The organism is uncultured Fibrella sp. (assembly GCF_964250085.1).
GTDB lineage: Bacteria > Bacteroidota > Bacteroidia > Cytophagales > Spirosomataceae > Fibrella.
The window spans coordinates 238320-261323 of the sequence record NZ_CAXUEC010000008.1; the positions used below are offsets into that span (position 1 = coordinate 238320).

A 23004-nucleotide genomic window follows, 5' to 3' on the forward strand; every position below is an offset into this window, starting at 1 on the left:
TGACGTTACAGATTCGCTGTTCGCAGTTCAGTTAGTACCGTCGTAATGACGGCATCGAGTTTAGCTATCAGTTGTTCAAGCTGTTCGAGGGGCAGAGAATTGCCCGCTTCTTTTTCAAGCAGTCTGATGTCATCTTTCAGCGATGCGATACACAGATTGTCGATCGATGGTTTAAAGCGGTGAGCTGTCTTTCTAATTTTGTCGAAGTCCCTGGTGGTGTAGGCATCTTTTATTTCCTGCACCGATGCGGGGCCATAATCCATAAAGAGGCTAACCATTTTAGAAACGAAGGCCTCGTCGCCTTTTGCAATGCCACGTAGCGCAGACAGGTCAAACAAAGGCAAGGCCTGTTCTTCTTCATCAGGAAGAAAAGGCTTTGCTCTGGCCAACCATTTTGCCACAACCGCCAGCAGTTGTGTTTCCTCAAACGGTTTCGACAGATAGTCGCTCATGCCCGTTGCCAAGAGCTTTTCGCAGTCACCTTTCAGGGCGAAAGCGGTAAGGGCAATCACCGGCAGTTCCTCACTAATGCTGGTACGTATGGCCCTGGTTGCTTCTACACCATCCATTACTGGCATCTGCACATCCATGAGCACCAGATCGAATGGCTGTTGCTGCAACTGTTCCAGGGCTTCCAATCCGTTATGAGCTTCCTCAATGATAGCCCCGTAGTTCAACAGAATGGTTGACGCGACCAGCCGGTTCATTTCATTGTCGTCGGTAACCAGGATGCGTTTTCTTGCAATCAGACTAGTATCTACCTGATCGGGTGCTTTCACGGGTAGGTTATCCTGGGTTCCTTTGTAGAAAGGGATAGTAAATGAAACAGACGTACCCAGCCCTTTCTTGCTGTCGACATGCATGGTGCCGCCCATCAGTTCAACCAGGTTTTTGCAGATACTGAGGCCAAGCCCAGTGCCGCCGAAACGGCGGGTAATAGAGGCATCTTCCTGCCTGAATTTCTGGAGGATCGTCCTGGAAAACGAATCGTGCATGCCAACACCTGAGTCACTTACAGTTGCTTTGATGAGTTGGGTTGTTTCGTCTTCATCAAGCACATGGCACTTAATATCAACGGTCCCTTTCTCAGTGAATTTTATGGCATTGGAAATAAGGTTAAGCAGGATCTGATTGAGCCGGTATGGATCGCCGATAAGAACGGGTGATAAATGGCTGTCGCAAAACGAATTGGTAAAGGCCAAACCTTTTTCTTCGGCTTTGTGCATCATCACCTGCATGGCTCTGCCAATAACCAGTTTAGGCTCGAAGCCGATTGTCTCCAGTGTGAGTTTCCCAGCTTCGATTTTCGACAGATCAAGAATATCATTGATGATGACCAATAAATTATCCGTTGCCGATTGGATGGTACTCAAGTAAAATTGCTGATCTGAATTGAGTTGTGTTTTAGATAACTGATTAGCCATGCCCATGATCGCGTTCATCGGCGTGCGTATTTCGTGGCTCATATTTGCCAGGAATAACTCTTTAGCTTTGGTCGATTCTTCTGCTACTTCTTTAGCGTAGGTTAGCTCCAGCTCCAGTTGTTTCTGACGAGTAATGTCAATATGGGTACCTATAATTTTAAGCGGTTTTTCTTGCTCATCTTTTTCTGTAACAACGCCTCTGTCGAGTACCCAATGCACTGTTTCATCATTATGAACCATACGGTATTGGTAATGATGATTGCTGATAAGGCCCGCTTTATACTGCTTATCACTCAACTCGAGAATCTTTTTATCATCAGGGTGCACGCGGCTCCACCACAACTGAGCTACATTCGTCGCCTCGGTAAGCTGGTAACCCAACATGCTACTACTTGGATTGGAAAAATAAGTTTTTCCTGTTCTGAAATCATGTTCCCAATAGTTGTCACCAACATTGGTTAATGCCATTCGTAGCCGTTCTTCATATTCTTTCAACTTGAGTTGTGCTACTTTCTCAGCCGATATATCTTCAATCATCGAGAAATAGTGTAAGACACTCCCCTGTTGACCTATTACTGGCTGGGCGCTGGTTCGCCCCCAGAACCAGGTCCCATCTTTTCTATAGTGAATGCCTTCAATATCAAAAGGTTGGCCTTGTTCAAAGGCAGTAAGCATTATTTTCACACTAGCCCTGTCAGAGAAAGTACCCCGACAAAGTTCAATGGGCGTGCGGCCAATAATTTCGTCATTACTGTATAACGTCAGTTTACCGAACCCCTCATTTGACCAGACTATTTTCCCGGTAAGGTCAACAAAAACAATTCCATTTTTATTGGCGCTAGCCACTAGTGATAGCCTTTCCAGCTCTGCCTCGTTTTTTTTGCGTTCTGAAATGTCTCTAATAAATGAGCAGAAGAATTCGTCATTACCCTGCTTAACAGACATGATGTACAATTCGATAGGAAATACTGCTCCGTCTTTTTTTACGGCGGGCAACTCCATTTGTTTCCCCAGAACAGGCCCGTGACTGGTTTCCAAATAATGCTTCATGCCCCGTTCGTGGTTAGCACGGTGAACATCCGGGATAATGACGTCTGATATCTTTTTTCCTATAACTTCGTCGGCTTTCCACCCGAATATATGTTCTGACTGTGGATTCCAGAAGGTAATTAAACCGCCTTTATCAATGGTTATAATGGCGTCTAAAGCGGCATTCATGATCAGGCGGTTTTTTAGTTCGCTCTGCTCAAGGGCATCCTGATTTTTTTTGCGTTCTGTAATGTTAGTATAACTCCATAAATGACCTTTATACTTGCCGTCTATATAGATAGGTATATAATTACGTTGATAGATATTTCCGTTTGCAAGTTCAAGTATATCACCTTTGACGAGCTTTCTTTTAGCGACTAATTCGTTGACACGATCGATGAATAAATCAGGGTATTTGAATAAGTTTTTCGTCTGGTCAATTGTATCGATGTAGGATGAGTCTTTTAGAAGTTCGGGTGTTTTATTTATATCAAATAGTTGGCAGTAAACATAATTTGTAAATACTATTTTTCGGTTTTCATCTTCCAGCAGTATGCCGCTTTGCATGTTGGCGACAAGTGATGTAAATACCTCTTCTGCATTTTTACGCTTTGTAACCTGTTGGTTTAGTAAACGGGCAATCGTCAATAAATCATCCGAATCATTTTTTACGTCGACGCCTGAGATTGTGCTTACTGCCTCTTTTAACTTCTCAATGGATAGCTTTTTTACGTCAATCTCATATTTAAGTTTATCATGTAGCTGTACATATTCTTCCTCACTAATGACAAACGCTCTCTCGGCTAAACCTCTATCTCTATCGAGTGCTTTGTACGAATCGCTGATTACTTCCAGGAACTTGGTAATGCCTGGGTTTTTAAGAAGCTCATCGGGCAAAAATTTGGTGATCTGCTTCGATAAAAGCTTATGGTAGCTCATAAAAAGAAGTGATAGTCATAGTCTGATTATGCAATTGACAACTGCCTCCGTTAAAAAAAGGAGAAATTTCACCATTAGCGTAAAAGCCTATTGTTGGCACGTCACTTCCTAATATATCATTCACAGCCTCTACCTCTTCGTCGATTCGGGGGCCATATATGAGCTTTCTACCCACACAGCTTATTAGCAAAGCCAGGTCTGGCCTGCGATTATTGACAAACTTAGTCTTTTGGGCTGCTGTGGCGGCGGCGGCAGTGAGCTTATCAAAGTTTGCCTTCATAAAGCGCACTTTAGAACCAACTGGAACGTCACCAGCAAATGTCATACATTTCCGCTCTTCATCAATCGATAAAATGGTGCGGACTATGGGTTTCTCAGCACCGGGAACGGTAACCGACAGCGGAAATAACAGGGCAGAGCCAGGCAAGTCTTCTGCATCCGTACCCAGATACTTCTTGTAAAGTGCCAGGGCATTTTCACGGTCGATTTCGTACAATACGTTACTCTCTGATTTGGTAATCTCCTTTTCCAGCCCGAACACATCCCATCCGCCTTTCGACCCGTGCGTTACCACTAGTTTTTTTCCGTAAAAGCCTATCGCTGTTATTTTGCCTTCGGCTGGTTGCTCGTTCAAACCAACCAGCGTAGATTTGAACTCGGCGGCATCGCCCGCCAGGCCACCCGTTACCGGTACCTGTTTGGCTGCTGCCGTGAAGCCTTTCACCAGTTCACTTCCATTGACCAGACAGCCATCGGATAACACCAGTAAGTAAGCTAGATCGTCGGCTACCAGGGTGTTGGCCAGTTGTTTGGCTGCTTCAAAACTATTTTTGAAATCGGTTATACTCACTGAAGCCGTTTCAATTTGGGTGCCACTAAATCGCATGGCAACCACCACCATCGTATTATCCTGTACCGTATCCTGATAAATTTCTCCGGCAGTACTAGTCATCGCTATATCTGCATTCGGAAACTTGAGCTGGACTGTCTCATAGATAGTACTGGTCTGGAGAATTTCCTTCGCTGCAAAGCAAAGAACCAGTTGCGCCTCATCATCAGTTAGCAGAAGGCCTCCCGGATGTCTCGACCAGGTGTCCTCCGAGAATTGATAGAATGAGGTAGTCATACTAAGTGGGCTGCTGGAAAAATATGGATGAAAAGATTACCTTATAAAAAATCATACCAGTCAGCATGTGTCTGATTTGCCGCAGATAATCAGCGCCTTAGCTATGGAAGCTGGGCACTGGTTTCCAGGATTCGGAATAGAAACTCCATTTTTCGGAAAAACGCCTGCCCGTTTCTTACTTGTCTTTTGAAACGTCTTTTTTGTGCATGCCTTACAGCGGTTCTTTAATCGCCAATTGTCCTGGCTTTAAGCCTGCTTGTTTTCCTGAACAACAGGCGTGATCGACGATCGGCTACCTGTTTAAGCATCACCTCGGTTGCCGGTCCAGGTACGTTGTGGGTTCGCTGCTGAAACACCAGCCTGCACATTCGCAGATTACACTATGATTAGTAGATGTCTATACTCGTTTGTTACTTTTTTCATTAATAGTTTCACTCTTGTTGAGTGTATCTGTTGTATTTTTAGCACAGGTTAGCTGGTCGTTGCCTATACCGCGATAAGGCAATTGAGCCCTGTATTCCCAACAAGTTACCGGCTGGTAAAGACGCTGGTAAATGGGTAAACTCAAAAAGCAATTAAAGCGTGGTAATCTACAGGCAGAGAAATTGAGGCCTTGTTCACCCATGTATAACTAAATCAGCCTCCTGTAATACGTACATTATTTAATATTGCTCGTTGGATGAATGATTTAAGGACCTATCGTATTTTCATTGTTGAAGATGATCCGTGGTATGGCGAAGTGCTAACGTATCAGTTATCGTTGAATCCTGATTATGAGCTTCATCGGTTTACCAGCGGAAAAGACTGCCTGACTTATCTGGGTACGTGTACACCCGACCTGATTACGATCGATTACTCGTTGCCTGATACCAACGGGTCGGATTTGTTTCGACGTATTCAGCAGCGGCTACCCGACGTACCTGTTATTGTCATCAGCGGTCAGAAAGACGTTGAAACGGCCGTTGGCTTGCTACAGGCCGGGGTATACGATTACTTCGTGAAAGATGACCGAACAAAAGATCTTCTCTGGAATGCTATTCTGAAGATTCGGGAAAACCAGTCGCTCAAGCAGGAAATTGAGCATTTACGCGAGGAACTAGGGCAGAAATACGACTTCAGCTCCATTATAAAAGGCAGCAGCCCGGCTATTCGGAAGGTGTTTTCACTGGTCGAAAAGGCGGTTCGCACCAACATCAACGTGTCTGTTACCGGCGAAACGGGTTCTGGAAAGGAACTGGTTGCCAAGGCAATTCACTATCATTCTGACCGGAAGAAAAAACCGTTTGTGGCGGTCAATATGGCGGCAATTCCGCTGGAACTAGCCGAAAGTGAGTTGTTTGGTCACGAAAAAGGATCATTTACCGGTGCTATTAGCCGAAAAATCGGGCGATTTGAAGAAGCCAACAAAGGCACACTTTTTCTGGACGAAATAGCCGAACTCGACTTGTCCTTACAAAGTAAATTACTCCGTGTGTTGCAGGAACGGGAGCTGGTCCGGGTGGGTGGTACGGAAAAAATACCCCTCGATATCCGGCTTGTGATTGCGTCGCACAAAAACCTGCTCGATGAAGTAAGGCAGGGGCGATTTCGGGAAGATCTGTACTATCGGCTTCTGGGTTTACCCATTGCGTTACCGCCCTTACGTGAACGGTCTACTGATATTATGTTGTTAGCCCGCCATTTCCTGGATGAGTTTTGCAAAGAGAACCGCCTGCCTGGCATGGCCATTTCCCCGGCGGCTACCGACAAACTGTTGCGGTATCGCTTTCCGGGCAACGTTCGGGAACTGAAATCGGTGATGCAGTTGGCCGCCGTTATGTGCGATGGAAGTGAGATCAGACAGGAAGATGTCCTGCTCGCCTCTGAGTCGGATGAGGTGTCGATCTATGGGGAAGAGAAGACCCTGCGCGATTACACGGTTCAGGTGATCAAATCGTATTTGAAAAAATATGATAACAACGTGGTGCTGGTTGCTGAGAAGCTGGACGTTGGCAAATCAACTATCTACAAGATGATTCAGAATAACGAGCTTTCGTTGTCCTGAATAGATCGTTATGCCGATGAATCGTGCCTCTGCAACGCCGTTGTCTGACGAATAAGCTCACTGGCTGAAGAAAACCAGCCACTGGAAGCGATCATTCACCAGCCTGTTCAGGCAACGTACCTGGCCAACCAGGCGCGGCCCTGTTTCCCACTCACTCAGTATACCGTAACTCATCTGGATTAGCCAAGTTGATTGGTAGAATACTCTAACAACCCAATCATCATGGCAGAAAAACAGTTTGCGATGGGCGACCTTAAAGGGATGTCGTCTATCCGGCCCTATGCGACCGGCTCCAGTACGGTCAATGTTGGCCATACCGAGCGGATCATCTCAGCAGCAGCAGGGGCATTGCTAACCACCATTGGTGCGCGACGCGGTAGCTGGCTATTGGCAACAGTGGGTGGCTATTTGGCATTTCGTGGTGCCTCCGGCTTTTGTCCGATCAGTCAGGCCGTTGGTCGGAATACGGCCGAAGATAGTACGGTAGAGCCGCTCGAAATCAGCCGCAGCATCACCATCAATAAACCCCGCAACGAGGTCTATCAGTACTGGCGGAAGCTTGAGAACCTACCCAAGTTCATGAAGCATCTGCAATCAGTAACGCAATTAGACGACCGCCGTTCACACTGGGTGGCACCAGTGCCGGGCACCGAAAAAATCGAGAGCATCGGTAATATCGAATGGGATGCCGAGATTGTGGAAGAGGTTGAAAACGAAAAACTGATCTGGCGTTCGGTGGCCGATGCCACGGTCGATAATGCCGGCGAGGTACGTTTCCAGGACGCACCGCCTAATCGGGGCACCGAAGTCCACGTGACCATTCGCTATACGCCGCCCGCCGGCCAACTGGGTACGTCGGTAGCCAAACTGCTGCAACCGGCTTTTCGCCAGATGGTGAAAGAGGATATCCGTCGGTTCAAGCGCATCATGGAAACCGGCATGATCCCATCAAACGAAGGGCCATCCGGTCGCGAGCCAGAGCGGATCAACCCGGCGTTGCGCCAACCGACAGACCAGCCCCAGACACAGTCGATCAGCCCCAAAACCGATAAAGAAAACGCGTTAAACGCAATCATCTAAAAAGTAAACTTTAAACGTTATGAAGGCACTTACTTTTCAGGGTCGTTATGATCTGCGCGCTATGCGTGTTCCCGACCCGTTCATTGTTGATGCGCAGGACGCTATCCTTCGCGTGATAGGCTCCGCTACTTGTGGCTCTGATCTGCATCTGCTCAACGGCTACATCCCTACCATGATGGCGGGCGATATTATTGGCCATGAGTTTATGGGCGAGGTTGTAGAGATTGGGCCGGGCGTGAAGAACCTGAAGCGCGGCGACCGGGTGGTGGTGGCTGCCAGTATTGGCTGCGGCGACTGTGCCTATTGCCAGAATGAGTCGTGGTCGCTCTGCGATAACTCAAACCCCAATGCCTACATGGTTGAGCCGATGTTTGGCGATTCACCAGCGGCACTCTACGGATACTCTCACTCCTTTGGCGGTTATGCGGGCGGTCATGCTGAGTATGTACGGGTTCCTTTTGCCGACAAAGGTTGTTTTGTTGTGCCCGAAGGTATTCGCAACGATCAGGCCATCGCCTGCGCCGATGCGTTTCCGACGGGATATATGGCGGCCGATATGGCCGATATAAAACCAGGCGATGTGGTGGCCGTTTGGGGGGCTGGCGGCGTTGGGCAGATGGCCATGCAAAGTGCCTGGCTTAAGGGCGCGGGTCGCGTCATCTGCATCGACCGTGAACCGGCCCGTCTGGCTTTGGCAGCAGCGCATTGCAAGGCCGAAATTCTCGATTTCTCGAAAGTGGATGTGCTTCAGGCCTTGAAAGAAATGACCGCTGGCCGGGGTGTTGACTGCTGCATCGACGCCGTCGGAACAGAAGCTGTTGACGATAGTTTCCAGTACTATATGGACAAAGCGAAGCAGTTTGTCCGAATCGAAAGTGACCGCCCGCTGGTGTTGCGGCAGATGATCATTGCGGCCAAGAAAGGAGGTAATCTGTCAATAGTTGGCGTATACGGCGGTTTTGTCGATAGCATACCGATGGGCGCGGCGATGAACAAAGGACTGACCTGGAAAATGGGACAGCTACACGCCCAAAAGTATATTCCCCGTTTGTTCGAGCATATCGAGAAGGGCGAAGTAGACCCGTCGTACATGTTCACGCATACCTTCACGCTCGAACAGGGAATGACGGCCTACGATACTTTCAACCGGCGGGCCGATGGTATCCTGAAAGCCGTCTTGTTGCCCAGCGGCACTTTCGCTTAACGCAATTGTGAATGGCCAGCGCGACATAGCCTGCATTGGCCATTCACAATGTTCCGGCTACGCCGGTAAGTATATGGTAAAGATAGACCCTTCGCCAACTTTGCTCTGCGCTTCGATGGTGCCGTGGTGTTGCTCCACCACTTTTTTCACGATAGCCAGACCGATACCTGTTCCGGGGTAGGCACTACTGCGGCTGTGGAGTCGTTGAAAAGCACCAAATATTCGGTCTTTGTAGCGGTCGTCGAACCCTATGCCGTTATCAGCTACGCGGATTGCCCAGTATGTAGTAGCCTGTTGGGAAGCCAGATGAACTGGCAGCGTCTTTCCCTGAACCCGTTCGGCACTGATGCGAATATGAGGGGGCACATTTGGGCGGGAGAACTTGAGGGCATTGCCAATGAGGTTTTGCAATAGTTGCCCAATCGTCAGTGCACGCGCCTGTATGACGGGTAAGGGGGCAACGTCGATAGTGGCGTTTTTTTCGGCCACCCGAGTCTCCAGATCATTCAGTACGTCGGCGACCAATGCATTTAAATCCAGTGGGCCAGCCGGTTCGTTTTGGTTCGTCAAACGGGAGTAAGCGAGCAGGTCACGGATCAGGGCAGCCATGCGGTCGGCCGCGTTTTGCATACGTCTGATCAAATCCTGGCCGGATTCGTCCAGATTAGGGCCATATTGCTGGGAAAGAAGATTACCGAACGACTGCACTTTTCGCAATGGCTCCTGTAAATCATGGCTGGCTACACCGGCAAACTCTTCAAGGCTCTGGTTCGAATCGCGTAGCTGCTGTTGTACCTGATGAGCCGCCGTAACGTCGCTGAATGTGACAACAACCCGTTCGGTACCCTGCCGCACAGCCGATACATCAAACCAGGCTTCAAGGCCCTTCTGATCCTGGTAATATTGTGTAGTCTGTTCTGGTGTACCAGTAGTGAGAACCCGCTGATAGAGGGCGAAAAAACCGGCGTCAACGTTTCCGGGAAAGGTGGTCAGCAGGCGGGTGCCAACAATTTCGGCAGGTGTTCGTCCGGTAATAACGGCCGTGGCGCTGTTGGCAGCTTCCATCAAAAAGTCGATGGGTTTGCCTTCAGTATCCCGAATGGCCTGCATGGCAACAATACCATTCAGCGATGACTCAAAGATGGCCGTCAACTGATCTGTTTGTCGGGCTAAATCGACCTGGGCCTGTTTTCGCTCCGAAATATCGAGCAGGGTCAGCACAAGTCCATCGTCCTGCCTGATAGCGGTAATATCGAACCAGGCGTTGAGGCCATCTTCCCTGAATTCCTGTTCTAGCTGTTGCTTCTCGCCTGTCTCGACAACTGTTATGTAGCGGTCAAAAAGTCCATTGTTCCGTTTAGCTGGAAAGAGGGCCAGCATTCGTTGACCAACCAGCCGATCGGCTGGTTGCTGCATTATCTGACACGCTTGCTGATTGGCCGAGAGTAGCTCAAAATCAATAATTTGCCCTGCGTCGTTACGAACAGATTTATAGGATAGCACCCCGGATTGTACGCCGTCCAGTACGTTCTGAAGCATAGTAGCACTTTGTTGCAACTGTTGTTCAGCCTGTTTTTGCTCTGTTATGTCATTATACGTGACCAACAGGCCATTCACTGTCTTTTGGATCGAGAGATCGATCCACCTTCGGGGAATTGGATAAAAGTGACTGGCCCTGATTGGCTGGCCGGTTTTATAAACAGACAGGTAATTTAAGAGCATACCCTGCTCCTGAGTCTGAGGAAATAAGTCGGTGACTGTTTTCCCCAGCATTTGATCACGCGTATGACCACCACTTAATTGCAGCGCCCCATCATTGATCAATGTTACTCGAAAGTCGACGACCTCGCCCTGTTCATTTGATACGGCCTCAAACGCAGTGATACCACTTAGAAATGTATTGATGACCCCGTCGAGGAGTTGATTTTGCTTAATGAGGGAGGCCTCAGCCGTTTTTCGATCGGTTATATCGCGCAGCAGCAGGAAGAAGCCATCGCCAAGCCGACGGGCCTGAATCTCCAGCCAGCATTGTGCCCGCTTGAAAAACGACTCGTAAATGAACGGCTGATTTTGTTGAATTAACGTGAAGTACTGTTGTTCGTAGATACGTCCCTCCGGGAAACGCTCAAACAAGGTTTTCTGTGTAAAATCAAGCTCAGTATAGCCCAACAGCTTTTGTGCCTGCGCGTTGTAATACACTGTTTTGTAGTCAACAGCAACACCGTTCTCATCGCGGATCGGCTGGTAGGCAACAACGCCATTGGGTGATCCATCCAGGAGGCCAAGCAATAAATCAGGTATGTCAGAAGCAGGGTAGGAAGAAATCATATAAGCGTTGAGTACATCGTTGGAAAAGCCATTGAGTACAATCTGCGAATGTACAGAAAGTCACGCTCTTACGAAATAATAGGCTTGTCAGGCAACATAGTTTTAATATAAATAGCAAAGGGGTAACCACCACTTGGTAGCCTCCCTTTGAGCGCCAGATCGTGAAAATAGTAGCAGCCAGTGGCTGCTTATCTTGTCTTCACAAAAGCGTTAGGCGTTGAACCGTATGAAGGCAAGCGGCAGGCCACCGGTGAATAACTCATTAATAGTCAGCGAATTGTATGTTTGTCCGGTTAACTGGTCCTGCCAGCCTGAATTAGACGATAACCCAATCCGGGTGTCGCGCCAGTCGATGACCGTTGGCTGATTGGCACCTGTTTCGCGGCATAAACGCACCAGGTGCAGCGGCACTACCACAACGTACCTGGTTCCCTGTTCCTGTCGGGCAAAAGCCAGGATGTGATCACGGTAGGCTCCCTCTACAGGTAGGGGCACATACTCGGCGGTTGCCCAGAAGTTGGGCTGGGTACGCCGGGTATTCAGAAGTTTATGGGTAAGCCAGAACTTGGCTTGACCACTGAGCCTGTTTTCCCAGAGCGTTTCTGGCTGGGTACGTTCGGGCAACGCCAGATCAGCCAGCATCTGTTGCCGCTGCTTATAGTCGACGGGGCGGCGATTGTCGGGATCGACCAGGCTAAGGTCATGAAGTTCGCAGCCCTGGTACACGTCTGGAACGCCGGGCGTCGTAAATTTTAGTAATGTCTGAGCCAGTGAGTTAATAACGGCAAAATCGGCGATTGAGCCCAGAAAGGTCTCGAAATCAGGCCAGAACGGGCCGCTCTTGTCTAGCAGATAGTCGATATATGAATGGGTGGCGTCCATATACGCTTTGTTTGGCGCTGTCCAACTGGTATGCCGCTTCGCTTCCTGAAGTGCCTTGGTCAGGTATTCGTGTAGACGCTTGCTAAAGTCATCATCATCCTGACCAGCAAACGGATGCGCACCAACCAGCGTCTGTAATATGAAATAAGCATCGTTGGTATCCGGCATGTTGTCGGGGCGCTGAGCGGCTGTTTCATCCAGCCAGCGCCTGGCGGTATGGGTCCAGTCGTCGCCCAGGGCAGTCAGCACATTCAGGCGGGCGCGCACGTCTTCGCCCCGTTTAGTATCATGCGTAGACGTAGCGTTCATAGCCAGTGGCCACTGGGCCTGCCTTTCCTGCATAGCCCGGTGAAACTCGGCGATATCCATGCCAAACGCCTCGGCCGAATCGCCTACTTCGTTATGACCAATGAACCGGAAATACGTATACAGCAACGTGTCTTCAACGCCTTTCGCCATCAGCGGGCCGGTAAACTGCATACACCGCTGATAAAAACGCAGGGCACGGGCGTTGTAATCGGCGTCGCCCAGCAGCGGTTTTTTCAGCCAGATCATTTCCAGCAAGTTGGCTGGCCCCCGTAGCTCTACCGCCCGGTTGCGTACACTGTCCAGAATCTGGCGTAATGCGTCGGCTTCGTCGACTTCGAGCGGAAACTGATTACCGTAAAAACGATAGACCGGACACTGTACCAATAGTTCGGCAATGGTCAGGAGCAGCATTGTCTCGTTGATGTTGACCAACTCGTTGGGCGTGGCGAGTTGCTGGTGCCGGAACAACTCCATGAGATTGGCCAATTCGCCGCCCATATCGTGATACAGAATGTATGCCTTCCGACTCAGAATCTGCTCGTGAATGGGTGTGTCGTTGCTAACCAGTACTTCGTAAAAGCGTGTAAAGGCTTCTTTCCCCGCCGGGTCGGTCAGCACGTTGTTAACGAGCGCCAGGTAATCGTAGCCGCTACTGCCCTGAATGGGCCAATTGGCAGGCATGGCTTCGCCGGGTTCCAGAATTTTCTCGACCACAACATATGTTTCCTTGCCTACCGTTTGCCGAAGTTGCTCCAGATAGCCGGTCGGGTCGAACAGACCATCGATATGATCGACACGTACCCCCTGAAAAGTACCATCGGCAACCAGTTCGTGGATAAGCCGATGGACATGATCAAATACCTCCGGCCGTTCGATAGCCAGACAGATCAGCCCATTGACGGTAAAAAACCGACGGAAGTTGATCCGTCGGCGGGTTTCATCACCATCGCAGAGGCGGTAATGTTGCTCTTCGCAAAGCGCATGAATGTCGTCGGCCGATTGGTTGAACCACGCCAGCCGCATCTCTACATAATGACGTACCGTATCGTCGTCGTCCATCAGGGCGGCCATTTCCAGGCGGGCTTCATCCCAAAGGCTGGCTGTTTCTTTGGCATTGCCTGGCTGGCGGCTGGCAAGCTTGAATTGCTCATAACCGTCGACAAGTGGATGCGTTGGTTCAGGCGCAAACAGCCCGTCTACCTGCGCGAGCCATTGCGACAGGGCCGCAGGTACGTTGGTTGTGAAGGGGTCGGCCTGCTGTTGTTCTTCCGACATAAGTACCTGCGCATAGGTGTGCGGGGCCAGCGGAAAGTGACTATCGTAGTATTGCAACACCAGCCGCTGATGCAGGTAAGCCACCCGCAATTCACCGTTCTTAATAATGTCGACCAGTTTCTGGCCCAGGAACGGTGCCATCAGCGTTCCGTCGAACAGTTCGTTGGTGCCGGGAATGTCGAAGTAGCTGGCGTATAGCGACTGGTGGCCTTTTTCAAGCACGTCGCTGATCCAGGGGTTGGCCGGGTGGAAGGCCAGGTGATTGGGAACGATATCCTGCAACCAGCCCATATTCCGTTCCCGTAACTGCTGGCTCAGGCTGCGTAACTGATCAACTGTGCCAATTTCGGAGTTGATTCGCTGCGGGTCGATGCCATCGTACCCATGCGTACTGCCGGGCGTAGCGGCTACGGTAGGGGAGGCATAAATAGTGGTAACGCCTAACTGCTGAAGGTAATCGAGTTGCTGTTCAAGGTCGGCGAACGTAAAATTTTCGTGCAACTGCACGCGATAGGTAGAAACCGGATTGTACATAACGTTGAGCGTAGATGACCTGCTTGACAGACCACTACCTAAACGGTAAGACTACCAGTAAATGTTTTCAGTTTGTTCGTCAATGAAACTAAACATTGATGTGGGATAAATTTGCCGTTGGTGAATTATCGGACCTTTTCCGACAAGATTGACAAGACAGACGGCTTCCCTTGCTAAAGTCTTATTTATCTTGTCAATCCCGTCAAAAAAATACCTTATCCTACCCATTTCCAGCTATGTTGGTGGCTAAAGGTATAAACGGATGCGCCTATATTTGACTATAAAGCGGGGTGAAGGGGGTTGCTTTGTTGGAGGCAACGCGCTGCCTGTTTATTTACATCTACTCAACCGTTTTTGGCTGCCTTATGTCATCAACCTCTCCAAAATCACAGTACGCCTTTCTTGAGGGTGGCGGTGGAATGGGCCACCTGACCCGAACACACAACTGGGCCGAAACTGCACTGGGTACCCCCGATAGATGGCCCCAAAGCCTACGCACAACGCTGGGCATTGTGCTGCATTCGGCTTTTCCCATGTTTCTGTTCTGGGGCACCGACCTGCTCTGTTTTTACAACGATGCCTATCGACCCAGCCTCGGCACTAATGGAAAGCACCCGGCTATTCTGGGTAAACCAGGTAAGGAGGCCTGGCCGGAAATATGGGACTTCATCGGCCCGCTGATTGAGCGGGTTATGGCAACGGGCGAACCTGTCTGGTTTGAAGACCAGTTGCTGCCTATCTTCCGCAACGGCCAGTTAGAAGATGTCTACTGGACGTTCAGCTACAGCCCGGCCTACGGCGACGATGGGCAAATAAACGGGGTGCTCGTTACCTGCACGGAAACCACCGAAAAAGTGCTGAACGCCAAACAGCAACAGGAAACAACAACCCTCCTCCAGGCGGTGTTCGACTCGTCGGCGGCGGGCATCAGTGTACTCAAAGCCGTTCGGAACCGTGGCGAAGGACCGAATACTGACGGACCGGAACAGGGCGACATTATCGACTTTCAGTATCAGTTAGCCAACCGTGTAACCGAGCAATTTAATAATCGCACTGATCTGGTCGGTCAACACTACGGAGCCATTCATACGGCTTATAAACAGGCGGGTCTCTTCGATGATTTTGTCCGTGCCGTCGAAACGGGCCAGCCAATCCAGCGCAAACTGCATTACAGCAGCGAGGGGTTAGACAACTGGTACGCCACCACGGCCGTTAAAAACGACGACGGTGTGGTGCTTTCTTTCCATGACATTACCGCCGAACAACTATCCCGGCAGAAGATCGAAGAAAGCGAGCAGCGATTTCAGGCGGCGATACAGGCCGTTGAGGGTATTTTGTGGACCAACAACGCCACCGGCGAAATGGAAGGTGAACAGCCGGGATGGGCCAACCTGACGGGACAAACCTACGCTGATTATCAGGGTTATGGATGGGCCAGTGCCGTGCATCCCGACGATGCCCAGCCCACGGTTGATGCCTGGAATGAGGCTGTACGGGAGCGCAAAACGTTTGTGTTTGAACACCGGGTACGGGTAAAATCGGGCAACTGGGAGTCGTTTTCCATCCGGGCCATTCCCCTTATAAACGCCGACGGCACTATCCGGGAGTGGGTTGGGGTACATACGAATGTAACCGAGCAGCGAAAAGCCGAGGCCGCCCTGCGGGCCAGTGAACAGAATCTGCGGAGCATAGTCGAGAGTGCCCCTTTCCCAATTGGCGTGTTTATGGGGCGTGCGTTGCAGATTGCGTCGGTCAACCAGGCCATTATCGATATTTGGGGTAAAGGACCCAATCTGGTTGGGAAACTGGTATCGGAGGTGCTGCCCGAATTCGAGAATCAGCAGATTATCGACCAGTTGACATCTGTGTATGACACGGGTATTCCGTATCATGCCGAAAACCAACAGGTTGTGCTGGTCAAAGACGGTAAACCCCAGCCGGGTTATTACAATTACAGTTTTACGCCCCTCTTCGATGCCACCGGGCAGGTGTATGGCGTAATGAACACCGGAGCCGATATAACGGCCCTGGCTGTAGCCAAGCGGCAGATCGAAGCCAGCGAGCAGCGGTTTCAAAACCTTATCCGCGATGCCGATGTGGGTATTGTGGTGTTGACCGGGCCAGAGATGACGGTGGAAATTGTGAACGAAGCCTACGGTCGGCTTATCGATCTCACCCCGGCAGAACTACTGGGTAAGTCGTTGTTTTCGATTATTCCTGAAGCTGAAGCGTACTACAGGCCGCTGCTGAACCAGGTACTGAACACCGGACACCCTTTGTATCTGAGCGAATCACCGTATTCGGTGCGGATAAATGGAAAGCAGATCGCCGGGTTTCTGAATGTGACCTACCAGCCTTACCGCGAAAATAATAACACCATTACGGGTGTAACAGCCCTCTGCCAGGATGTAACGGAGCAGGTGCTGGCCCGTCAGAAAATCGAAGATGCTGAAGTCGCCCTGCGCGGTGCTATCGAAATGGCGCAACTCGGCACCTGGAGTATTGATGTAGCCACCAAGGGACTTACCTATTCCGATCGCCTGATTGAGTGGTTCGGATACGACCCTGGGGCGCAGCCCTACAGCGAGGTGATCCCGATTCTGGAGGAAGGTGACCGGGAACGGGTTGAAATGGCCGTGGCCTGGGCCTTGAATCCGGCATCCGACGGTGTCTATAATGAAGTTTACACCATTATTCACCCCAAAACCGGCCAGAAACGAATTTTGCACGCGCAGGGCAAAACGGTATTCGATGCCACAGGACAAGCTGTTCGAATGAACGGCACCGCCCAGGATATCACCCTACAGCGGGAATTGCAATTGGCCCTTGAACAACAGGTGCAGGAACGTACCCAGCAATTGCAACAGTCTGTTCAGGATTTAGAGCGCTCCAACCAGAACCTCCAGCAGTTTGCCTACATTGCCAGCCACGATTTGCAGGAGCCGCTGCGCAAAATCCAGTCTTTCGGGGATATTCTTAAAAGTCAGTTTGCTAGCCAGTTAGGCGAAGGTATTGATTACCTGACGCGGATGCAGACGTCGGCCAGCCGGATGTCTACCCTGATCCGGGATTTACTGGCTTATTCTCGTATTTCCACTCATCAGGACAGTAGTGTAGTCGTTCCGCTCGCCAACGTGCTCGATTCCGTGCTGAGCGATTTAGACCTCGTTATCCAGGAAACCAGCGCGGTAGTTGACGTTGGTTCGCTGCCCAGCCTGCGGGGAGACCCATCGCAGTTGGGCCAGCTTTTCCAGAACCTGCTCAACAATGCGCTCAAATTCCGTAAACCGGGTCAACCACCTCGCATTTCAGTAAACTGCCGGGTAGTCGCTGCCCGCGAGCTTCCCCCTTCGGTGCGGCCAGGCCGGGCGGCCCCTGCCTATTACTGTATCAACGTAGCGGATAACGGGATTGGGTTTAACCAACAATACGCCGGGCGGATTTTTCAGGTTTTTCAGCGGTTGCATGGTAAAAGCGAGTATGCTGGAACGGGCATTGGTCTGGCCATTTGCGAGAAAGTAGGGACCAATCATGGCGGAGTGATTACTGCCACCAGCAAACCCGGTGAGGGGGCTACTTTCAGCGTTTACCTGCCCGTTTAAATACATGACAATGTAGTTAACCAACAACTCACCGGTAGCCCCCGCCAAAGCCGCCATTGTCGAAAAACGAACGGCGACGGCTGAGCTTCAATTCCTGAAGGATAGACGATTTGGCCCGCAGGTCGAACGAGTAGTTACCCGCGCGGCTGGCACTACCGGCGTAGGGTGTCCAGTTGAAGGCCATTTCCCAGCAATGCAGGTCGCGGTTTACGCCGATGGTTGTCAGCGATGGCGCATGGAACTGGAAATCATAGCCGGTCTGGTAGGTGAATTTCCACTTTGGCGTCAGGCTGAAATCACCGGTCAGATTCAAGGTCTGAATAATAGCGCTTTGCGTTGGCGTCAGGCGTGTGTAGCCAAAAGAGTAACTTACGTTGATTGTCCAGGGAATGTTAAAATCGACGTACAAGTCTGGATTCTGGTTGATCGCTTTCAGGGTGGCATCCGACGCGTTTGGCGACTTCTTGGGGGCGTCGGCTTTTTTAGGCGCAAAGCGTGTGCTCACAAACGCCTGTAGGCTGGTCAGCCGACCAAGTCCCTGCCCGGCAAATACCGAGTACCGGTTGACTCTTGGGTACGTTACCGACGATTCCTGCCCGATGATAGCCCCCACCCCTGGATAGTACCCCGTAAACTGATCGGCGTATGGAGTTAGGTAAGGGTTATAGTAGCTATTGTAGTATTTCCGATACGCATACGGGTCCATTGTACCCGACAGGTTGAAGTTTACGTTCTTAAAAATTTGCGTGTTAGCGCTGATGTTGATGGGTGAAAGTTTGTATTCGGGGGCCAGCAGGTTATAGCTCCCGTTGATGCTGATGTTATCGAAGAGCGGAATTTTCTTAAATTCTGACCCCGATGTATCATCCCGTGAGCGGACTTTCATCTCTAGCTGATTCACAATCCCGAACGAAATAACCGCATTTTGCCCCGGCGCGCTGCTGCCGTAGGTTCCGCCCAAACCCCGGTAGCGCGACAAGGTTCGGCGGTATTCGGGTAAGCCAGCCAACGTACCTGTATTGGGTAAGGTGGTAAAGAAGCCAAACGATGAGCCCGAAAAGTCAGGCGTGTAGCTGATCGAAACCGAAGGAGCTACCGTATGGCGAATGGCTTCCAGGCGTTTCCCCCGGAAGAAATACGTTCCATACACCCGTGTGTTCAGGCTGGCGTTGGTGGCAAACGAATACGTGGGGAAAAAGCCCCGCGCCGTGTCGATCCGCACGCCGTCTTTAACAGGATCGTATGTGTATGTCAACTGTCGGCTGTAGATGTCGCCCTGAAGCGAGAAGCCGGGCGTAAAGTTAATGTACCGGGCAATTTTGAAGTTAGGTAACGATACGGGAATACTGTACCGCATTGTTACGTTACGGTTGTCCAGAATCCGGCTCAGGTTAGCGAAGTTGAACGCAATCAGGTTTGGGTCGGCTACACTTTGACCCAGCCGTATCAATGTGGCACGGGCAATGCTATCGCGTACAATTTCATCGCGGCTTTTAAGGATAACCCCAGCAGGCGGTAGCACAGTAAAACCCAATCCGCTGGTATCGAGTTGGCTGCGTATGGTATTGCTGATTTGTGCCTGCGCATCGAACTGAAAACCGACACGGAAACTTTCGTACCATTTACCCGTACCGCCTTTTAAAGCAAACGGAGCAATCTGATTCACCGACAGGTTAAAGTCAGCCCCTACATCCGTTTTGCCGTTTTCGCGAACGCCCGTCTGCCGGTTTACCTGCCCAAACTGCTGATTCACCCGTACGTTGGCCCCCGACCGGACGTACTTGCCGAATGTACGGCTGTACTGAATCGATGACCCTGCCACGTTGGACGTAACGGCCGAGGTCTGGAATGAGTTGAACTGATTGTAACTGTTGCTCGTCACGTTGACGTTGGCCGAAAACGAACCCCGCCGACCAATGTTCTGCGGTGCATGCGACCAGCTAATGGCAAAGTCGGTCCGGGCCTGATTCAGGGTATCGATCAACTCGCCCGAGATATTCCGGTTATAGCGAAGCTGGAAATTACCCGCGTACCGGTACCGTTTGTTATACGCCCCCGACGTACCCAGCCCCCAGCTACCCCGCGAGTAAATCTGCCCGGTAAACTGCAGACCAATGTTTTCGTTTACGGCCCAGTAGTAGCCCCCATCTCGTAGGTAGAAACCTCTGCCGTTGGGTTCTTCGCCGTACTGCGGCATCAGAATGCCGGAAACACCAATATCTTTTTTCTTTGGAAAGGGGAAAAAACCGAATGGCAGGCCAAGCGGCAACGGAATCTGGTTGATAACCAGATTGAACGGCCCCGACACGACTTGCTTATTATGTACGACTTTCAGCTTGGGCGCGTTAATATGAAAGTGAGGAACGGCCAGGTTACAGGTCGTATAAATGGAGCCACGGATATACAAATTATCTTCAGCATCTTTCTTAACGATTTTTCCCCTAATGTTTCCTTCCCCTTGTTGAGTAACAATTCCCTGAACAAGTGCCTTTTTGGTCTTAAAATTGTAGCGGATCTCTTTGGTATTATACTCCTCGCTGCGATCCTTGAAGATAGGTGTTCCTACCTCTTTTTTCGACGTTGAGTCGTACCGGCCGCGGGCAAATACTTCGTTGGTAGCCTGATTTAGCTTGATATAATCGGCTTTCAGCGAAATGTCACCGTACACTACTTCCGCATTACCCCATAGCTCAACGATTTGCCCGTTCACCTGACTCGAATCTTTCGATGAATAGCGAACGGTGGTCGCAAACTGGTCTTCGGGCGTCTTGGTGGTATCTTTTGAAAGTCGTAAACGGGTTGTGTCGCTGCCAGTAATACCGGTTATTCTAGTACCTGGCGTGCGTGACGTACCCGTTGCCGACGTACCTGATGGGCTGGTGGTAACCGGCTTGGACGGGGGTACGGGCAATGGACTTAACGGATTAGTGGGGCGATCCTGCGCGTGCAGAATGCCCGAAACTGCTGTTAAGAGCCACAGTAGCAGTGTATAATACGTTACCCGTAAAATAATATACGTGATTTTCGGTTCTATCAAAAATTACATTTGCCTCTGTTAACTGTCTTAACAGTGCACACAAAGTTACCTACGAACAATCACCCGATACTGCCTTGAATCGCAATTCGCTGTTAATTTTTATTAAACCCCTTACCCACATCCAGTCTGTTATGCTTGTTAAGATTATCCTACTTTGTGCCGTGCTGGTTCCGTTGCTGGCTGGGACGATGTTGCCCAAACCAGCCTGGCAGGATACCACAGGCCAGCAGCCACGCCCGGCAGGCAAAGCCAATCAGATTCGCACCGTTGTGCTCGATGCGGGTCACGGCGGAAAAGACCCCGGCACACACGGGCGATATGCTAAAGAGAAGACCACGAACCTGAAACTGGTTCTGGCCCTTGGCGCAAAAATCAAGGAGGAAATGCCCGGTGTTCGGGTAATCTACACCCGCACTACAGATCGTTTCATTGAATTAGCCGAACGGTCGGCCATCGCTAACCGGAACCGCGCTGATCTGTTTATATCGATCCATTGCAACGCCAACCCAACCTCGAAGGCTGTGCATGGTACCGAGACGTATACGATGGGTTTACATAAAACAGAAGGAAACCTCGACGTAGCGAAGCGCGAGAACGCCGTTATCCTCAACGAGACCAACTATCAGGAAACCTATAAAGGCTTTAACCCAAACTCGCCGCTGGCCTACATTATGCTGGCAAACTACCAGCATGCTTTTTTGGGTAGCAGCATCAGTTTTGCCGAAAAGGTGGAGCGTAATTTTCGTAGAGAGGCCGAACGGAGTAGCCGGGGCGTGAAACAGGCTGGTTTTCTGGTGTTGTGGCGCACTACCATGCCAAGCGTATTAATTGAAGCCGGTTACCTCACTAATGCAGATGAAGAAGATTTTCTGGCTTCGGAAGAAGGACAGGACCGCATTGCCGACGCTATCTACAAAGCCTTTGAACAATACAAACATGACATGGAAGGGGTGAATTAAGCCTTATCCCCTGAACCCTGAACCCCCTTTTGCCGGTTATACGTCGAAACGCATGTAGACGTGCGACGATTCTATTACACTATACATGAAACTCTCACAGGAAGCGAAGGTAGGTCTGCTGGCCCTGATCACGCTCACCATGTTCTTCTTTGGATTCAACTACCTGAAAGGAAGCAACATCTTCAAAAAGAATAAGCAGTTCACCGTTGTTTACACCAATGTTGATGGACTGACCACCTCAAACCCGGTTTTGCTTAATGGTCTGACTGTTGGTCGGGTTGCCAGAATTGATCTGCTACCTGAGCGAGGGAACCAACTCCTTGTTACCCTCGATATGAACAAGGACGTCGTTGTGCGTCAGGGGTCAAAAGCGATGCTGGCAGATGGAGGCTTGCTGGGCGGAAAAGTTATTCGTCTGGAACTGAACAAAGCTGGCAACGTCATGGACGAGGGCGAGTTAGTGGCGGCTAGTGAGCAGGGTATTTCATCGCTTATAAAAGAGAAGACGTTACCCGTACTAAGCAACGTTGACTCACTTACGCGGCGATTAAATGTTGTGGTTGCTTCGTTTGATCAGACGGCGGCGGTACTGAACCAGACCTTGCGCGGAGCGGGTACGGTTACAGGTACGTTGAATGAAGCACTGAACGAAAACCGGACTGGTCTGAAGCTGGCGTTGGCCAATGTAAATCAACTGTCGCGCTCACTGGATAAGACAACTCAGGAGTTAAGCCCGATCCTGACCAAAGCCTCAACATTCACTGATTCGTTGAATGCGCTGCAACTGCGGCAAACGCTCGGCAACGCCAACAAGTCGATTGATAATTTGCAGAAGTTGCTCGGAAATATCGAGAAGGGGCAGGGGTCACTTGGCAAGCTTACCACCGACGATTCGTTGTATGTGAACGTAAGCCGCACGGCGGGAGGTCTGGAAAAGCTGCTGACTGATTTCCGTCAGAACCCGAAGAAATACATCAACGTATCGTTCTCTGTGTTTGGCAAAAAGGACAAGCCGGTGGCGGGTAAACCGGGCTCAACGACCATTACTACGGTAACGACAACGATGGTTGATACGACGCGAAAGTAAATTTAGGGTATCACTTTGATTCCTATTAAGTTTCTGCTACTTTTGCACTCCCAATCGCGACAGTTTAGTAATAGACATAGAAGCGGGTGAAGGTCCGAAAGGAAACCACATCTGATTTAGTTAGCGGCAGCGGCGTTCCTTCGGG

General features: G+C 50.3%; 11 protein-coding genes. 6 read left to right on the forward strand and 5 right to left on the reverse strand.

All coding sequences use genetic code 11. From position 1 onward, the window contains the following. Nucleotides 1-5: 5 nt before the first annotated feature. Both ACFE8Q_RS22535 and ACFE8Q_RS22540 read right to left on the reverse strand, forming a co-directional pair. Complete coding sequence (locus ACFE8Q_RS22535) at nt 6-3392, reverse strand: PAS domain S-box protein (protein WP_375447707.1); 3387 nt, start codon at nt 3390-3392, stop codon at nt 6-8. Further along, entirely contained in the window at nt 3379-4518 is a 1140-nt protein-coding gene (locus tag ACFE8Q_RS22540) for an FIST signal transduction protein (RefSeq protein WP_375447708.1), read from the reverse strand. The genes ACFE8Q_RS22535 and ACFE8Q_RS22540 overlap by 14 nt, the downstream gene beginning before the upstream one ends. Nucleotides 4519-5197: 679 nt before the next feature. Between ACFE8Q_RS22540 and ACFE8Q_RS22545 the strand changes: the two genes are divergently transcribed. The 3 genes from ACFE8Q_RS22545 to ACFE8Q_RS22555 all read left to right on the forward strand — a co-directional run bounded on the left by ACFE8Q_RS22545 (nt 5198) and on the right by ACFE8Q_RS22555 (nt 8846). Beyond that, nucleotides 5198-6562, forward strand: coding sequence for a sigma-54-dependent transcriptional regulator (locus ACFE8Q_RS22545; protein ID WP_375447709.1), 1365 nt, complete (start codon nt 5198-5200; stop codon nt 6560-6562). A gap of 222 nt (nt 6563-6784) precedes the next feature. After that, a complete protein-coding gene (locus ACFE8Q_RS22550; protein ID WP_375447710.1) occupies nt 6785-7642 on the forward strand; it encodes an SRPBCC family protein in 858 nt (285 codons plus the stop codon). Between the two features lie 19 nt (nt 7643-7661). Continuing rightward, nucleotides 7662-8846 carry a zinc-dependent alcohol dehydrogenase gene (locus tag ACFE8Q_RS22555; RefSeq protein WP_375447711.1) on the forward strand — a complete coding sequence of 395 codons (1185 nt, stop codon included), beginning with the start codon at nt 7662-7664 and terminating at the stop codon, nt 8844-8846. Nucleotides 8847-8903: 57 nt separating this feature from the next. On the opposite strand, the gene ACFE8Q_RS22560 is transcribed toward ACFE8Q_RS22555, so the two are convergent. Further along, on the reverse strand, nt 8904-11174 hold the full coding sequence (locus ACFE8Q_RS22560; RefSeq protein WP_375447712.1) for a PAS domain-containing protein: 2271 nt from the start codon (nt 11172-11174) through the stop codon (nt 8904-8906). 210 nt (nt 11175-11384) lie between these two features. Beyond that, complete coding sequence (gene treY / locus ACFE8Q_RS22565; RefSeq protein WP_375447713.1) at nt 11385-14174, reverse strand: malto-oligosyltrehalose synthase; 2790 nt, start codon at nt 14172-14174, stop codon at nt 11385-11387. Between the two features lie 365 nt (nt 14175-14539). On the opposite strand from treY, the gene ACFE8Q_RS22570 reads away from it, so the two are divergent. After that, nucleotides 14540-17776 (forward strand): PAS domain-containing protein, encoded by a 3237-nt coding sequence (locus ACFE8Q_RS22570; protein WP_375447714.1) that lies wholly within the window; start codon nt 14540-14542, stop codon nt 17774-17776. 28 nt (nt 17777-17804) lie between these two features. On the opposite strand, the gene ACFE8Q_RS22575 is transcribed toward ACFE8Q_RS22570, so the two are convergent. Continuing rightward, complete coding sequence (locus ACFE8Q_RS22575) at nt 17805-20813, reverse strand: putative LPS assembly protein LptD (protein ID WP_375447715.1); 3009 nt, start codon at nt 20811-20813, stop codon at nt 17805-17807. Between the two features lie 131 nt (nt 20814-20944). Here ACFE8Q_RS22575 and ACFE8Q_RS22580 point away from each other — a divergent pair, with 131 nt between their 5' ends. After that, the gene (locus ACFE8Q_RS22580; RefSeq protein ID WP_375447716.1) at nt 20945-21772 is read left to right on the forward strand and encodes an N-acetylmuramoyl-L-alanine amidase; all 828 of its coding nucleotides are present in this window, start codon (nt 20945-20947) and stop codon (nt 21770-21772) included. A gap of 85 nt (nt 21773-21857) precedes the next feature. Continuing rightward, on the forward strand, nt 21858-22859 hold the full coding sequence (locus ACFE8Q_RS22585) for an MlaD family protein (RefSeq protein WP_375447717.1): 1002 nt from the start codon (nt 21858-21860) through the stop codon (nt 22857-22859). The last annotated feature ends 145 nt before the right edge of the window (nt 22860-23004 follow it).

Excerpts from the sequence above, each read along its gene's own strand:
- ACFE8Q_RS22535 (WP_375447707.1), bottom strand. The coding sequence starts at position 3,392 with ATGAGCTACCATAAGCTTTTATCGAAGCAGATCACCAAATTTTTGCCC.
- ACFE8Q_RS22540 (WP_375447708.1), bottom strand. The coding sequence starts at position 4,518 with ATGACTACCTCATTCTATCAATTCTCGGAGGACACCTGGTCGAGACAT.
- ACFE8Q_RS22545 (WP_375447709.1), top strand. The coding sequence starts at position 5,198 with ATGAATGATTTAAGGACCTATCGTATTTTCATTGTTGAAGATGATCCG.
- ACFE8Q_RS22550 (WP_375447710.1), top strand. The coding sequence starts at position 6,785 with ATGGCAGAAAAACAGTTTGCGATGGGCGACCTTAAAGGGATGTCGTCT.
- ACFE8Q_RS22555 (WP_375447711.1), top strand. The coding sequence starts at position 7,662 with ATGAAGGCACTTACTTTTCAGGGTCGTTATGATCTGCGCGCTATGCGT.
- ACFE8Q_RS22560 (WP_375447712.1), bottom strand. The coding sequence starts at position 11,174 with ATGATTTCTTCCTACCCTGCTTCTGACATACCTGATTTATTGCTTGGC.
- treY (WP_375447713.1), bottom strand. The coding sequence starts at position 14,174 with ATGTACAATCCGGTTTCTACCTATCGCGTGCAGTTGCACGAAAATTTT.
- ACFE8Q_RS22570 (WP_375447714.1), top strand. The coding sequence starts at position 14,540 with ATGTCATCAACCTCTCCAAAATCACAGTACGCCTTTCTTGAGGGTGGC.
- ACFE8Q_RS22580 (WP_375447716.1), top strand. The coding sequence starts at position 20,945 with ATGCTTGTTAAGATTATCCTACTTTGTGCCGTGCTGGTTCCGTTGCTG.
- ACFE8Q_RS22585 (WP_375447717.1), top strand. The coding sequence starts at position 21,858 with ATGAAACTCTCACAGGAAGCGAAGGTAGGTCTGCTGGCCCTGATCACG.